This window comes from Alphaproteobacteria bacterium (assembly GCA_040216735.1).
In the GTDB taxonomy this organism is placed as follows: domain Bacteria; phylum Pseudomonadota; class Alphaproteobacteria; order SHVP01; family SHVP01; genus CALJDF01.
The window spans coordinates 712,973-727,505 of the sequence record JAVJOO010000005.1 but is presented as its reverse complement, the minus strand read 5'-3'; the positions used below and the strand labels follow the sequence as shown (position 1 = coordinate 727,505).

The 14,533-nt window shown below is 62.2% G+C and carries 12 protein-coding genes; 6 read left to right on the top strand and 6 right to left on the bottom strand.

What is annotated here, in order from left to right:
* Nucleotides 1-14: 14 nt before the first annotated feature.
* The 4 genes from RID42_16820 to RID42_16805 all read right to left on the bottom strand — a co-directional run bounded on the left by RID42_16820 (nucleotide 15) and on the right by RID42_16805 (nucleotide 4,985).
* Nucleotides 15-1,082, bottom strand: a complete 1,068-nt coding sequence (locus tag RID42_16820; GenBank protein MEQ8249346.1) for a radical SAM protein — start codon at nucleotides 1,080-1,082, stop codon at nucleotides 15-17.
* Nucleotides 1,083-1,276: 194 nt separating this feature from the next.
* On the bottom strand, nucleotides 1,277-2,686 hold the full coding sequence (locus tag RID42_16815) for an FAD-dependent oxidoreductase (GenBank protein ID MEQ8249345.1): 1,410 nt from the start codon (nucleotides 2,684-2,686) through the stop codon (nucleotides 1,277-1,279).
* Nucleotides 2,687-2,694: 8 nt separating this feature from the next.
* Complete coding sequence (locus RID42_16810) at nucleotides 2,695-3,363, bottom strand: hypothetical protein (protein MEQ8249344.1); 669 nt, start codon at nucleotides 3,361-3,363, stop codon at nucleotides 2,695-2,697.
* 74 nt (nucleotides 3,364-3,437) lie between these two features.
* On the bottom strand, nucleotides 3,438-4,985 hold the full coding sequence (locus tag RID42_16805) for an ABC transporter substrate-binding protein (protein MEQ8249343.1): 1,548 nt from the start codon (nucleotides 4,983-4,985) through the stop codon (nucleotides 3,438-3,440).
* Between the two features lie 127 nt (nucleotides 4,986-5,112).
* Here RID42_16805 and RID42_16800 point away from each other — a divergent pair, with 127 nt between their 5' ends.
* The 3 genes from RID42_16800 to RID42_16790 are packed head-to-tail and all read left to right on the top strand — an operon-like array spanning nucleotide 5,113 to nucleotide 8,859.
* Complete coding sequence (locus RID42_16800; GenBank protein MEQ8249342.1) at nucleotides 5,113-5,883, top strand: GntR family transcriptional regulator; 771 nt, start codon at nucleotides 5,113-5,115, stop codon at nucleotides 5,881-5,883.
* A gap of 4 nt (nucleotides 5,884-5,887) precedes the next feature.
* Nucleotides 5,888-7,315 carry an FAD-dependent oxidoreductase gene (locus RID42_16795; GenBank protein MEQ8249341.1) on the top strand — a complete coding sequence of 476 codons (1,428 nt, stop codon included), beginning with the start codon at nucleotides 5,888-5,890 and terminating at the stop codon, nucleotides 7,313-7,315.
* 26 nt (nucleotides 7,316-7,341) lie between these two features.
* Nucleotides 7,342-8,859 carry an ABC transporter substrate-binding protein gene (locus RID42_16790; GenBank protein ID MEQ8249340.1) on the top strand — a complete coding sequence of 506 codons (1,518 nt, stop codon included), beginning with the start codon at nucleotides 7,342-7,344 and terminating at the stop codon, nucleotides 8,857-8,859.
* 96 nt (nucleotides 8,860-8,955) lie between these two features.
* Here the strand turns inward: RID42_16790 and RID42_16785 are convergent, their stop codons facing one another.
* Nucleotides 8,956-9,903 carry a hypothetical protein gene (locus RID42_16785; GenBank protein ID MEQ8249339.1) on the bottom strand — a complete coding sequence of 316 codons (948 nt, stop codon included), beginning with the start codon at nucleotides 9,901-9,903 and terminating at the stop codon, nucleotides 8,956-8,958.
* Nucleotides 9,904-10,112: 209 nt separating this feature from the next.
* On the opposite strand from RID42_16785, the gene RID42_16780 reads away from it, so the two are divergent.
* Complete coding sequence (locus tag RID42_16780; protein ID MEQ8249338.1) at nucleotides 10,113-10,850, top strand: arylmalonate decarboxylase; 738 nt, start codon at nucleotides 10,113-10,115, stop codon at nucleotides 10,848-10,850.
* 27 nt (nucleotides 10,851-10,877) lie between these two features.
* Here the strand turns inward: RID42_16780 and RID42_16775 are convergent, their stop codons facing one another.
* Nucleotides 10,878-11,888, bottom strand: a complete 1,011-nt coding sequence (locus RID42_16775; GenBank protein MEQ8249337.1) for an LLM class flavin-dependent oxidoreductase — start codon at nucleotides 11,886-11,888, stop codon at nucleotides 10,878-10,880.
* A gap of 194 nt (nucleotides 11,889-12,082) precedes the next feature.
* On the opposite strand from RID42_16775, the gene yghU reads away from it, so the two are divergent.
* Nucleotides 12,083-12,958 carry a glutathione-dependent disulfide-bond oxidoreductase gene (gene yghU / locus RID42_16770; protein MEQ8249336.1) on the top strand — a complete coding sequence of 292 codons (876 nt, stop codon included), beginning with the start codon at nucleotides 12,083-12,085 and terminating at the stop codon, nucleotides 12,956-12,958.
* Between the two features lie 132 nt (nucleotides 12,959-13,090).
* On the top strand, nucleotides 13,091-14,530 hold the full coding sequence (locus RID42_16765; GenBank protein ID MEQ8249335.1) for an FAD-dependent oxidoreductase: 1,440 nt from the start codon (nucleotides 13,091-13,093) through the stop codon (nucleotides 14,528-14,530).
* Nucleotides 14,531-14,533 lie beyond the last annotated feature (3 nt).

Sequence of the window (14,533 nt, the reverse complement as noted above, 5' to 3'; positions counted from 1 at the left end):
AACCCGGTGCGCTCCTAGACGAAGGCGACGTGGCTGCGATCCACATCGATAAAGTCGTTGAGCAACCGGTTTTTTGTGGCGGCAACGCAGTGATGGGTGCACGTGCGCGCGTCGAAGTTGTCTAGCCAGGAAACGGTTGAGTCATCCAACCATAGATCCGAAAAACGGCGATCCTGGATCGTGCCAATGCGGCCGGCATCGGTATACGCCTTATCCTGGCAGGTGTAGACGGAACAATCGGCACCGATCACCGTCAACAGGCGTGTCATCGGGCAGTGCGGATGCCGCATCTCGTCCGCGGGGTCGGGCTCGAAGTGGTAGTGGTCGACGACCGCGAAATCAGACGCCGCGAGCGTCTGGCAACGGGCGATTTCGCTACGCACGACATTAGCGAACTGTCGATGGTGCGCGGCGTTGCCCGCGGCGCTCTCGCTGACGATACACGGCGACAATTTCACGTGCTCGGCGCCGGCGGATTTCAAACGCTGCGCCAGATCAAAAAGGTGTTCAGCGTTCCCGCTATCGACGATAACGCTGGCTCCGAGCGTACAATCGCCGTCCATCTTCGAAAAAGCCGCCATGTTCTCAAGGACGCGTTCGAAAGAATGCAGCGGAACGTTTCTGTTGCGGGCATAGCTGGCGCTATCCCACCCATCGATCGAAACCCGCACCCACGAAGCGGTGCGCGCAAGGGTTTGGGCGAGACGACCGCGGAGTTGGCTGCCGTTTGTCAGCACGCCTATTCCAATTCCGGCGCCGGCAAGGCGTTCGGCGGATTCGGCAAGATGGGGATAAAGTAACGGTTCTCCGCCACCCGAAAACGTCACGGCCTTGGTCCCGATGGCAATGAGATCCTCGACGATCTCTTTCATCTTCGCCTGGGGAATCCGGTCGCGCACCTGCATCGTCGAACCAAGGCTCAGGCCGTCGCTACGATAGGCGCAAAAATAGCAGTCGTGATTGCAGACGTTCGTGGGCTTGATCCGAACATGTAGCGGCCCGAGATGACGGCCTGCGGCTAGCGCCTCCATCCTATCGGGGTGGTGGAAGAACTTCAGTGACGAGTAGACGTTCCGGTGCATCGCGCGTGGTCCCATTTGCTCTCTATTTTGGGATCACGAGGGTTAATCAAATGTGAAGTTGAACCGATTCCTCGACGCGCATCGCCCGGTTTCTAAGGTGGATGCCTTCGGCACCGAGCTGGCAGGCCGCGCGTATGGCGATCGGGTCTAGTCGGCAAACCTGTGGCATGGGCCGCGCGCGCCTAGAACGGTTGCTAGGCCGCCCCGCCCAGTGCCTCGCCGAGCAGGCGGCCGAAGGTGAGGGCGGGGGTGACACCCATGCCGCTCACATAAGCGTTGCCGTTCAGGGTCGCAAAACCGAGCATTTCGCCCACGGCGTAGAGGTTCGGGAGGTGTCGTCCGTCCTGCAACCTGACGCGAAACCGGTCGTCCACTGAGACGCCGGCGAAACTCACTACGGATATGCCATGGTGCTTCACGGCGTAGAAGGGCGCGCGCGCAATGGGGCGCGGCATATGCCGGCGGCCGAGGGGATCTTGGCCGGACTGCTGCGCTTTGTTGTACCCATCGACCGCTGCCAGAAACCTCTTCGCGTTGACATCCATTCGCGCGGCCAGATTGGCGAGCGTGGTGTCTCGAACGTAGGAAGGGTGGGCATTCCACAGCCGCCCGACAGCGTCCTCGGCGATGTCATGGAAGAATGGCGGCGCAGCGTCCCGGATCGCTTGATCAAAGATCGCCCAGAATGTGAGCCCGGGTTGACGTACGAGGACGCGTTCGCGGGTGTCGGCGCTGGGTTCGTCCTCGGCAACGAAGCGGTCGCCGTTCATATTGACGTAAATTTCCCAGGGCTGGCGATGTTGCGGCACGGTGTGGGTGATATTGACGATACGGCTCGGGTCCTGCGGGTCGGCGACGCGGCCAAAGGTGGGTAGGAAATGTTCGCCGCCGCTGACGATGCCGCCCAGTTCGCGTACCAAAACGATGCCGGTCCCGCGCGAATAGGGATAGGCTTGGCTGAAGAGCGGATATCCGCCGGTCAGTTCGGGGAAAAGCGTTTCATTGGCGGCATAGCCGCCGCACGCCAGAACGATCGCGGGCGCGGTCAGCGTGCGCTCGGCGCCCGCTTTGTCGCGGACGACCACGCCAACCACGGATTCTTCGTTACCCTGGGCGAGACCGATCAGTTCGGTTTCGAGGCTCAGCTCGACCCGCCCGCCGTCGATTTCCATTTGCAATTCGCGCCGCACGACGTTCAGAACGGAGACCGCTTTCTCGGAGCCCCAATAGGTCCGCGGCACTGTGTAGGGTTCGTGACCGTGTACCAGAACGGGGTGTTCGGGGAGCACGTCGAGGCCGTGGTCGAGCAGCCAATGGAGCGTCGCCGCGGCGTTGTCGACGGCGATCCGGGCCTTGTTCGGATCGGCCTTGCCCTTGCTAATGCGCAAGACGTCCTCGTAGTGCCGATCCGGCGAGTCCCCGATTCCCTTGGCCGACTGAAGGCGCGTGCCGGCCGCACTCATGTGGCCCCCGGCGACATGGAGCGAGCCGCCAACCTCAGGCGCATGTTCGATCAGGTGAACGCGGGAGCCGGCGCGGGCGGCGAAAATGGCGGTCATCATGCCCGACGACCCTGCGCCGCAGACGATCACATCGGGTGTCACGGCCGGAACTACCGCCAATCGATCCCGTCAAAGCTCCGCAGCTTCTCTTCAAAGCCCCGTTCGCCATAGGGAACTTTGCGGCCCGCGGGCGGGAACGGTTTGCTGCGGCCTTGTCCGGCTTTGTCGAGGAGAGCGTCCGCGTGCTCTGCCGGCAGAACCACCACACCATCTTCGTCGGCAAGGACGATGTCGCCGGGCCGGACAATGATGCCGCCGCACACGATAGGGACGTTCATCGATCCTGGGCCGTCGCCGCCGACATGCCCCGTCGTGGAGCCGCGCGCAAAGATCGGCAGACCTTCGCGGTCGATCAGAAGTTCGGTGGTCAACACAGCGCCGTCGACGATAACCCCCGCAACACCGGATTCTTTGGCCGCCCAGGCCATCGTCGCGCCCCAGGTGGCGGCGTCCATGCGGCCGGCGGAATCGACGACGATTACGTCACCGGGTTTGGCGTACTGCGTGGCGACACGGCTCACCAACGTATCGACCGGATCGGCCGAGGCTACCGTGAGTGCGGGGCCGACGATCTTCCAGTCGCGCCGCAGCGGTCGGATGCCTGAATCCATCACGCAGTGGCGGCCAGCCGCTTGGCCGGCGATGCAGGCAAAGGTGTCTAGTGCCTTCTCGATTAAGGCGGGGGCGGGACGGGGGAAGTCGCGATTGATCGTATGCATGGTGTCTCACCTCGGAAATAAAGAAAGGCCGCGAGCGCCTTGGACGCCCGCGGCCGCCGCATCCAAAGAGCGCGCTATTGCTCGATGGTAACTTCGTGATAGTTCAAACGCTGGATCACATTCTTGAATCCCTTGACGCGTTTGTGGACGCCGGTGACGTCGATGACCTCGACCATATAGAGGCCGCCGGCGTTCTCGTGGTTCAGTGCAAGGAGATCTTGGATCGCTTTGCGGCGCTTGGCCTCGTCGAATTCACCGGCCGCGGCCTCGATCAGTTTCATTTCGTCTTGGTCGCAGTAATAGGGCGGGTTCTTGCGGCACGACGAATTCGAAAAAGCGTCCAGACCGTCGACGTTGTTGTCGTTGCAGTAGTTTTGGAACATGCCCTCGAATCCGAGCCGCGTCGCGTCGGCGCCCGGGAACCACTTCTTCAGGAACACACCGAACGAGATGCCCTCCAGTTTGACCCGGATGCCGACCGAGCTGAGTTGCTGGGCCACGGCTTGATAGATCTCGTTGTCGCCGGTTTGCGCACCCGGCACGACTTCGGCGGTGACTTCGAATCCGTTTGGATACCCGGCCTCGGCGAGTAGTTTTTTAGCCCGATCGGGATCGAACGGATAGGGCTGGATGTTGGGGTTATAGCCAAACGCGAAGTGGGCTGCGCATTGGCTCGCCGGCCGGCTCAAACCGCGCAGCAATTCAGTGTTCAGAACGTCGCGATCGATCGCGATGTTCGCCGCCATCCGAACCCGAGGATCGCGGAACGGCGAGTCCGGTAACGTCGACATGAACTGCCATGCCATGACGGACGGACGAGGAAATGCGCCGATCGTGTGCCCGGCGCCTTCGATCGAATCGATATTGTCGATCGACAGACCGATAGCGATATCGGCTTGGTCGGAAATGATCGCCTGGACCCGCGTTGTGCGTTCGGGGACGGACGCCAATGCGAGATGTTTGATTTTTGCCGGGCGCCACGATTCTGCGAACGCTTCGAGCGTCGATCCCTCGGCATTCCAGTTGACCAGTCGGTAGGAACCCGTTCCGATCGGATTGTTAGCAAATCCGGCGTTCCCCTGGTCGGCATAGGCCTTGGGGGCCGGGATAAAGTTGCCGGAAATGGCCTTGGGCAAGATCGGGTTGGGTCCTTTGGTTTTGATCTCGACGGTCAAGTCGTCGATCTTGCGAATCGACGCAATGCGCGCCTGGGTCGTCATGTTCCGGCCCGAGGTCGTCCCTTTACCCTCGCCGTTGATCGTGTACTCGATGTTACTGATCACGGAATCGGCGTTGAACGGTTCTTGGTTTTGGAAAGTGACGTTGGGACGCAACGAAAAATGCCACGTCTCGGTGTCGATGTTGCGCCACGACGTGGCCAGGAGCGGTTGCGCTTCGCCCTCCAGATCCACCATCGTCAATGAGTCGTAGATCGGCCAGTTCCAAAAACTCGCCGGCGACTGAACGCCTTGGTCGGGCCGACCGCGGCTCTCGTTCAGGCCGCGCGTAACGACCCGCAGCGTTTCATCCTGCATTTGGGCAACGGCTACGTTGGCCGATCCGAAAACCGCCCCAACTCCCAGTGCCGCAAAAAGAAGCCCGGTGACCTGTGCTCGCCGCATCTGTCGTCCTCCCTGAAATATTGTATGTTTCAAATGTAGCATATTTCCAAATATGCTATGTTTGCAAACGGGCGCTGCTGCGCGATCGGTCGCTGAGATCGGTAAATTCCCCTAGGCAAAGTTATCGATGGTTGGTTCCAAGAATTCCGCTCAGTTGTCTCCCCTGACGTTGAACCGCGCCGATCCGCGGCCGCTCTATCAGCAAATTCACGGCGCGTTGCTGGCCCGCATTGTCGACGGCACGTTTGGCCTGGGCGACGATTTGCCCAGCGAAAAGGAGTTAGCCGCGTCGCTCAAGGTGTCGACCTTCACCTGCAAGCGGGCGTTCGACAGTCTGGCGACCGACGGCTTGATCGACCGCGGCCGGGGCAAGCGCACGCGAGTGGTTGCGGCGCCGCAAATCGTCGATTTCGGCGACACTTTGGATGGGTTGTCCGAACGGGCGCTTTTGGAAGCCCTCAATCTCGAAATAGACCTCCAAGACTGTCGGTTCATTCCTGCGACCAAGGAAGTCGCGCAGACATTGGGGATCGACGCGGGCGCGCAGGTACAAAAGACCGTCGCCATCGGTCGCCGCCAGGGCAGCCTCATCGCCCAGGTGACGACCTTTGTGCCCGAAGACATCGGCCGCATGTTCGATCGCAAGGACCTTGAAACCACACCGCGGTTTGTCTTGATCTTGCGCGACGGCCGCGTCCGCATCGACCGCGTGGAGCAAACCATTGGCGCTTGCCCGCTCCCTGCCGGCGTTGCCGCCGCGCTTGAAGCCCCCGAAGGCGCGCCGGCTTTGAAACGGCTCGGCACGATCTTCGACGACAAGGATCGGGCAATCGAATATTTCGAGGCGATCTACCCGTGGGATCGCTTTTCCTATCGTATGACGTTGCGTAAGCGCTGAGTCGATGACCGCGAGGTGGGACATCATCGTATGTGGCGTCGGCACGGCGGGGATGCCGGCGGCGATCTTCGCCGCACAGCGGGGTGCCAAAGTCCTGGCGATCGAACACGCCCCCGAGATCGGCGGCACGCTTCATTATGCGGCGGGCCAAATCAGCGCGGCCGGGACCCGGCTACAAGATGCGAAGGGCATTCAAGACAGTCCAGACCTGCACTACGACGACATCGTGCGCATTTCAAACGGTCAGACCGACCCACGCTTCGCGCGGTTGATCGCGGACAACGCCGCCGACACGCTCCATTGGCTCCTCGATCTCGGATGGACGCCGCTGCCGGAACATCCGGTTCTGTTCGGCCAAACGCCCTACTCGGTGCCGCGGACTTACTGGGCAGCTGAGGCCGGTGTCGCAATTTTGAACGCCGTTCGTCCCGCTTTCGAAGACGCCGTCACGGCAGGGGGTGTCACGGTGAAGACCTCGACTGAGGTCACCGATCTGATGTTCGATGACAGGGGCGGGGTGCGCGGCGTGCGAGCCGAGGACGCCAGCGGCCACCGACAGGAGTATGTAGGCGACAACGTGTTGCTGACCACCGGCGGCCTAAGCGGCGCCTTCGATCTCTTTGAGGAAATCACCGGTTACCCGCTCTTTACTTGGGGCTGGCCCTGGTGCCGGGGCGCTGGGATTCGCTTTGCGGTCGGCGCTGGTGGCTTGCTTCAGCATCAAGAGCACTTTGTGCCTCGGCTTGCCGGTGTGACCGACCCCGCCAATCCCGCGCGGTCGGCCCGGTTTACCGACCTCAGCGGGCGGCGGCCGCCGTGGGAAATTTATGTCGACCGACAGGGGCGCCGGTTCGTTGCCGAGGACGCGAGCGAACCGCTTGCCCGCGAGCGCGCGCTTCTAAGCGTTCCCGATCTAACCTTCTGGACGATCTACGACCAAGCCATCAAGGAGCAGGCCCCGCCGCTCTTCGATGCAATGCCACCCGACCAGGTCGAACGCTGGCTCGGCAACCATCCGGCCTATTGCCGGGCCGAGACGCTCGATGCCCTGGCTGCACAGGCCGGGATCGATCCGGACGGTTTGCGCAGGAGCGTCGAGGAATACAACCGCGCCGTCTCCAGCGGCAGCGATCCCCTCGGCCGGCGCCACTTGCCCCGCCCGGTCGCCACGCCGCCCTACTATGCGATCCGCCACCACGGCGCGACGTCGACCGCGGTGCAGGGGATCGCGGTAAACGAACGTTTCCAAGTCCTGCGCGCCGACGGCGCGCCAATCGCGAATCTCTCGGCGGCAGGGGAGATTTTGGGAATGGGCCTGCATTCCGGCGACGCTTTCGTCGGCGGGATGGGGCTGATGCCGGCCCTGACCTACGGAAGAATGCTGGGGCAAAAAATACTGCACTGGGAGACCGAAACGGCAACCGCAAACTGAGGCAAACGCCTCGCAGGGAGAAAGACATGAAACTACGTGCATTCGCGACGGCTGTCGCAATGACTACCCTATCGGTTGGGAGTGGATTAGCTCTCGTTCCAACGGACGCCGGCGCGCAAACGCTGCGGGTCGCCGCCACCGCGCTGCCGCCGACTAAGGGAAATCCGTATGCGGCGGGTATCTTTCCGAGCTGGCATACCTGGACGGCGCTATTCGATGCGATGACCGCGGTCGACCCGTCGGGCAACGTCCAGCCGCAGGCCGCGGCCTCATGGACATCCGTCGATGCGACGACGTGGCGCTTTACCATTCGCGATGGCATCCGCTTCGACAACGGCGAGACGCTGGACGCCGCCGCGGTTGCCGCGGCGATCGGGTGGCTCAAGGGTGAGACCGGGAAGTCCACCTCGGTGGGCAGGCAACTGGCCGGCGTCGTTTCGGCGCAGGCGATCGACGCGTCGGTCGTCGAAATCAAAACGGCGAAGCCCGATGCGATCTTGCCGAGCCGAATCTCGGCGGTCCTGATCGTTGCCCCCAAGGCATGGGCCGACATGGGCCCCGACGGATATGCGAACGCGCCCGCCGGAAGCGGTGCCTTTAAGGTCAAGACTTGGACTCCGGAAAAAGTCGTCTTCGACGCCCGTCCGGACTCCTGGCGCAAAGCGAAGGTCACGGGGCTAGAGGTCTTGCCTTTGGGCGAGCGTCCCGCGCGCGTCCAAGCGTTGATTTCCGATCAGGCCGACATCGCCGTAGGACTTTCGACTGACAATATCGGAACCGTCGAATCGGCTGGGCACCGCATCGACGTCTCGCCCTCGACCGTTGCGGCGACAATGGCCTTCGTCAATGTTGTGGACACCTCGCCCTTTACTGACGTCAGGGTGCGCCAAGCGTTCAACTACGCCGTCGACAAGTCGGCGATCGCGGCGAACCTGTTCGACGGGCGTGTTAAACCGGCAAGCCAGGGCGCGACGCCCAACACCTTCGGCTACAACACGGCGCTTCAACCCTATCCCCACGATCCCGCCAAGGCTCGGGCATTGCTGGCCGAGGCCGGACACGGCGGTGGGTTAAGCGTGATCGCCGAAGTCGTCGTCGGATCCTTCGCCGCGGACTCCGAAATGTACCAACAGGTGGCGCAGGACCTCGCGAAGGTCGGGGTCACCATGGAGTTACGGCCGATACCGTCGTCTGACTGGATCAAGAAGTTCATCACCGGCGGCTGGGAAGGTGCCGTGTTCGGAGCAGGGCAAAACTCCGCGCCGTTGAACGATGCCTCCCGGTTCCTCACCTTCGGGTCGTGCAAGAAACCCAATCCCTACTATTGCGACGAATCGGTCGTCGCTCTGTTGGAACGCTCGGACACCATCTTCGACGTGGACGAACGCCGGAAGGCGCTGGGAGAATTACTCAAGGTTCAGCACGAGAAGGCCGCGAATCTCTTCTTGATCGAGCAGATCGACATCGTTGGCGTTAACAAGCGGGTCGACGGTCTGATCAACCTCGGCAATTCGTTCAACTACGATCAGATCAGCCTGCGCTAGGCTGATCTAGAAGTAGGGCCGCCGTCATGCCATGGCGGCCATGTTTAAGCATGATTCGGTTGAGCCCCGCGCCGGTTTGGCGCAGGGCTCTCCGAACTACTCCGCTAAAGCCGGGTTTCTAACCAGCGCAACAGCGAACACGCCCGACGTCGCCGGATCGATCGTCACTTCAACCGCATGCATGTCCGTTGCCCCGGGGGCTTCGAGGGCCATCACATTCGGCGCCCCCTTCGGGAACGGCCGCATTTGACGGAAGATATGCGAGTCGCCGTAGATCAATAGAACCGGTTTGGCGAATGCCGCCGCTTCTTTGATTAGCGCGGGTCCGAATTTGGCGAACCCCGAATGACCCATCCATGTCTCGGGCGCCCAGGGCGGACTAAATCCATCTTGGAACATGTCGGCGTGAACGGCGAGAACCAATGCCTTTGCATCGATACGCGACGCGGTCGCGAAGCTCTCGGTAAGCCAGGCGAGGTTGTTCGCGTCGCGGGCCATGAACTCCTGAACCGCAGCAATATCGCGGATTTCGAAATTGTTATTCGAGCCGATGACATGGGTCGTCACAAACATGACCTCGTTCATCATCATGCGGACGTTCTCAGGATAGCCTGCGGCTGCCTGACTGGTTACCGCTGCTTTAGCGACGCCGAAACTCCGGTCGGGGTTGGCAAAATAGTTTTGCCGGATATAGCCGAGACGCTCGATCGGATCGAAGCCGCCGGCATTCTTCCGGTGGCAATCGGTCCATTCATTGTCGCCCGGAGTATAGAGAACCGGTGCTGTGAACCGATTGAGGTACCCAAGTTGGTCGTCCAGCATCTTGTCGGAGCAAGGTGTGCTTCCCGACTTGGTGTCGCCGACATGGATGACGAGGGCGGGCGCGCGGGCGTTGACGGTGTCGATCAACGTCTCGAATGGGGCGTAGACTTTCTCTGGTTGCCCGTAAGGGACATCGCCCAGCGCGACGATTCGAAAGGGTTCGGCGTAAGCTGCCGTGGTGACGGCGGCGAGCAAAGCGGCGGCAGATAGTGCCTTGAGCATGGTGTGTCCAACCTTTAGGTGTATGACGCAAAGCGCCAGGTAACCTAGGCGCGCTCGATGACATCCGGGTGAAGGCGTGGAGAAATTTCCGTTTCACGCGCCGTGGCGCATCCGTGCAACCGGGGCGCGGTGCGGTCATACTTCGCCGCAAGCTTGGTGCCCCATAGGCCTATGTTTTCAATCTTCGGTGAAACGACAGGCGGAAGATCATGAAGGACACGCTCGGTTACCGGATGAAATTCGGGATCATCATCCCGTCGACGAACACAACGGTGCAGCCGGAAATGGAGGCGATGCGGCCGGCTGGCGTGACCAACCAGATCGGGCGGATTCCGATGGAGAATTTGGGCTTCGACAGCGACGAAGATTTCGAAAAGATCGTCCGTATTTCTTCTACGGTCGACGAGGCCGCGGTCACCCTGATGACTTGCGAGGTCGATCATTTCATCATGGGTGTCGCCCCCGATGCCTTCTGGGAGGGCGAGAACGCGGGCGAGAACCTCAAAAGCGTGATCCGGCAAAAGACCGGACTTGAAATGACGGTTGCCTCCGATGCGATGCTTGCGGCTTTTGCGGCCTACGGCGGGATCAAGCGCATTGCGGTCGTCGCGCCGTTTACGCCGGATCGGGACATCACGGCGTTCTACCGGGCCAACGGCTACGAGGTTGCCGGCGTCGTCGGCATGGGGGCAACCAGCGCCGTCAACATCAGCCAAGTCTCCGAACGGCGCCTGCGCGAGGCCGTCGTCGCCCTCGACGCGCCGGACGTCGACGCGATCATCCAGGTCGGCAGCAATCTCCCCATGGCGCGCGTCGCCGCCGAAGGCGAACGTTGGCTCGGCAAGCCCGTCATTTCCGCCAACGCGGCGACCTATTGGCACGCATTACGTTCGAACGGGATCATGGATCGGGTGCGCGGCCAGGGTCGTCTACTGGAAACAATGTAGGCTGGCGCGCCGTTCGAACAACCGATCCTACGCAACGGCGCTATCTAGCCGTTCGCTCGCCCGCCCCGCGGCGGCGATCAGTTCGAAGGATCGCAGACGTGCTGTGTGATCGTAGATGTCCGACACGATCATCAACTCGTCCGCGCCGGTCTCGGCAATCAATGCAGCGAGGCCCGCCTGCACCGTATCTTGGGCGCCGACAATCGACCGGGCCAGCATTTGCATCGCGTGGGCGCGTTCCATCGGCGACCAATAGGTTTCGATGTCGTCAATCGGCGGCTTGCTCAGTCCACGGGTGCCGCGCACCATGTTGGTGAAGGACATCTGTTGGGTCGTTGCTAAGCGTCGCGCCTCGGCATCGCTGTCGGCAGCGATGATGTTCACACCGACCACGGCATAGGGTTCGGCCAACTGCGCCGAGGGTTTGAAGCGGGTGCGGTAGATTTCGAGCGCGGTCATGAGGAGATCGGGCGCGAAATGCGATGCAAACGCGTAGGGAAGGCCGAACTCCGCAGCTAGCATAGCGCCGAACGTACTTGAGCCGAGAATCCAAAGCGGGACGTTGGTGCCCGCCGCGGGAACCGCTTGGATGCGCTGATCCGGTTGTACCGGCGCAAAGTAGTGCTGCAATTCCAGGACATCGCGCGGGAAGGTTTCGGCGGCCTGGGGCGATCGCCGAAGCGCCTGCAGGGTGAGCTGATCTGTGCCGGGCGCGCGGCCGAGTCCCAAGTCGATACGGCCTGGGAAGAGACGGGCCAATGTGCCGAATTGCTCGGCAATGACCAACGGCGAATGATTCGGCAGCATGATCCCGCCCGCGCCGACCCGGATCGTCTTGGTGCCGGCCGCGATGTGGCCGATGACGACCGCGGTCGCGGCGCTGGCGATCCCCGCCATGTTGTGGTGCTCCGCGACCCACAGCCGCGCATAACCCCAGTCCTCGGCATGGGCCGCAAGGTCGCGGGCATTGTCGAGGGCGCCCCGCGCGTCGGTGCCTTCAGTCACGCGGACGAGGTCGAGGATCGACAGGGCGGTCATGGGAGTCCTCCTGGAACGGTACCGGTGCGTTGCCCATTTTGCGGGCGCCGCACCCTAACATGACGTGCCCGCCACACCGACAGCGCGACGGGGAGCCGGCCCGGGCGGCATCAGGTGCGGCGCTGGTCGGGCCATGCTAGATGGTAGAGTAAGCGTTTGCCCAGTCCTCCAGACCCCGAAGGGAGTATCACCGCATGACCGAAACGGCCGAATACGTACCGCCCAAAGTTTGGACTTGGGACAAGGAGAGTGGCGGGAAATTCGCCAGTATCAACCGCCCCATCGCCGGCGCGACCCATGAGAAGGAACTGCCGGTCGGCAAACACCCGCTCCAGCTCTACTCGTTGGCGACGCCGAACGGCGTCAAGGTCACGGTCCTGCTTGAAGAGCTGCTCGCCCTCGGCATTTCCGGCGCCGAGTACGACGCGTGGTTGATCACCATCGACGATGGCAATCAGTTCGGCAGTGGCTTCGTTGCCGTCAATCCCAACTCCAAGATCCCCGCTCTAATGGATCGCAGCACCGAACCCGGCACCCGCGTCTTCGAATCGGGCGCAATTCTGCTGTACCTAGCGGAAAAGTTCGGCGCCTTCATGCCCAAGGATCCAGCCAAACGCGCAGAGTGCCTGTCGTGGCTGTTCTGGCAGATGGGCAGCGCGCCCTATCTCGGCGGCGGCTTCGGTCACTTCTATACTTACGCGCCGTTCAAGATCGAATACTGCATCAACCGCTATGCGATGGAGGTCAAGCGCCAGCTCGATGTCCTCGACCGGCACCTGGTCGACAAACAATTCATGTGCGGCGACGACTACACGATCGCGGATATCGCAATTTGGCCATGGTACGGCGGTGTAGTCCTGAACCAAGCCTACAACGCCGGCGAGTTCCTCGGCGCCGACTCTTACAAAAACCTGGGCCGATGGGCCCGGGAGATCGCCGCCCGCGATGCGGTCATTCGCGGACGTAAAGTCAACCGATCCTTTGGGCCGCTTGAGGACCAACTCCGCGAACGGCACGATGCCGGGGATTTTGCGACGAAGACGCAAGACAAGATCGAAGCCGCCGGCTAGTCCACCGGGCGCGCGCGGCGGGATTTTTGCGTATTCTCCGCGGCGCGAGCGCGATAGCATCTTGCCTCTGGGGTAGGGTGCGCCCGCGGCGAAGGGCGCAAATCAACGAACACGATAGGGGAGGCAAGTACGATGCACGATGAATGGGACGTCATAGTTGTGGGCGCCGGTACGGCCGGCATTCCGACCGCGATCTTTGCCGGTCAGCGTGGCGCGCGGGTCCTGTTGGTCGAGGCCGACGACAAGATCGGCGGCACCCTCCATTGGTCGACCGGCCAAATGACCGCCGCCGGGACCAAGCTGCAAAAGAAGCTGGGGATCGACGATCATCCGGATTGGCATTACGCCGATTGCCACCGCATTTCAGGCGGCACGGTGCATCCCATTCTCGGGCGTCTGGCTATCGATAACGCCGCCGACAGCTTCGACTGGTTGACCGATAACGGCCTTGAGGTTGTCCCCCACACGCCGATCGCCGGCTGGGGCCACGAACCCCACCGCGTCCGCCGTTACGCTTGGGGCGAGAATGGCGGCCTTTCGGTTCTGGCGGTCATGGAACCGCTCCTCGACCGGGAAATCGCGCGCGGTACTGTCACGCTGGTTCTGCAAACGAAAATGAGCCGCCTTTTGGTGGAAAACGGCGCGGTCGTCGGCATCGAGGCCGAAGCGCGCGACGGCGAAAAGGTCGAGATTCACGGACAAAACGTCGTCCTGACCACGGGGGGTTACGCCGCCAACCCGGAACTCTGGGCTGAACTGACGCCCGCCTATCCGTTGCGGTCCTACTGCAACCCGTATTCGCGCGGCGAAGGAATTCTTGCGGCACGCGAGATCGGCGCCAAGGTCGACGGCGGCGACCAGTTCCTGTGCTCGTTCGCGGCGGTGATGCAGGATCCGAAAGACCCGCTCTCGGCGCGGGGCGGACTCAAGCTCAGCCCGCAGTTCCGTCCACCCTGGGAGATTTTCGTCAACCGGGCCGGCAAGCGCTTCGTCCGCGAAGACCACCCCAGCGTCGATCACCGCGAACACGCCTTGCTCGCCCAGGACGGCATGGAAATGTTCATCGTTTTCGACGAAGGCATTCGGCAAAACGCGCCGCATTTCCATAGCGAAATCGAACGCGAACATGCGGTGAAGCTGTTCGATAAACACCCATCGTACTTCAAGGCGGACACGGTGGCCGAACTCGCTAAGAAATGCGGGGTCGATGCCGCCAACCTCGAAGCCTCGGTGGCCCAGTACAACGTGGCCGTCGAGTCCGGCAAGGACGAGCGGTTCGGGCGCGAATCCATGCCCCGTCCGATCGACACCGGGCCGTATTTCGCCATTCGCGCCGTCGGTTTCACCGTCCTCAGCCCCGGCGGTCTCGATCTCGACGCCGATCTTCGCGTCGTCGATGCGGCGAATAAACCGATCCCCAACCTCTTTGCCGCTGGCGAGGTCCTGGGCAAGGCGCGCCTCTCGGGGAAAACCTACCTCAGCGGCATGTCGTTGCTGCCGGCGCTTACCTTCGGACGGCTGCTCGGACAACGGCTACTGACATGGAGTGGCGCGCGCGAAGCGGCAGAGTAGGGG

Bases quoted from the DNA above. Each gene is read 5' to 3' on its own strand.
- RID42_16805 (MEQ8249343.1), bottom strand. From the start codon at position 4,985: ATGCGGCGAGCACAGGTCACCGGGCTTCTTTTTGCGGCACTGGGAGTT.
- RID42_16785 (MEQ8249339.1), bottom strand. From the start codon at position 9,903: ATGCTCAAGGCACTATCTGCCGCCGCTTTGCTCGCCGCCGTCACCACG.
- RID42_16775 (MEQ8249337.1), bottom strand. From the start codon at position 11,888: ATGACCGCCCTGTCGATCCTCGACCTCGTCCGCGTGACTGAAGGCACC.
- RID42_16810 (MEQ8249344.1), bottom strand. From the start codon at position 3,363: ATGCATACGATCAATCGCGACTTCCCCCGTCCCGCCCCCGCCTTAATC.
- RID42_16790 (MEQ8249340.1), top strand. From the start codon at position 7,342: ATGAAACTACGTGCATTCGCGACGGCTGTCGCAATGACTACCCTATCG.
- yghU (MEQ8249336.1), top strand. From the start codon at position 12,083: ATGACCGAAACGGCCGAATACGTACCGCCCAAAGTTTGGACTTGGGAC.
- RID42_16765 (MEQ8249335.1), top strand. From the start codon at position 13,091: ATGCACGATGAATGGGACGTCATAGTTGTGGGCGCCGGTACGGCCGGC.
- RID42_16820 (MEQ8249346.1), bottom strand. From the start codon at position 1,082: ATGCACCGGAACGTCTACTCGTCACTGAAGTTCTTCCACCACCCCGAT.
- RID42_16780 (MEQ8249338.1), top strand. From the start codon at position 10,113: ATGAAGGACACGCTCGGTTACCGGATGAAATTCGGGATCATCATCCCG.
- RID42_16800 (MEQ8249342.1), top strand. From the start codon at position 5,113: ATGGTTGGTTCCAAGAATTCCGCTCAGTTGTCTCCCCTGACGTTGAAC.
- RID42_16795 (MEQ8249341.1), top strand. From the start codon at position 5,888: ATGACCGCGAGGTGGGACATCATCGTATGTGGCGTCGGCACGGCGGGG.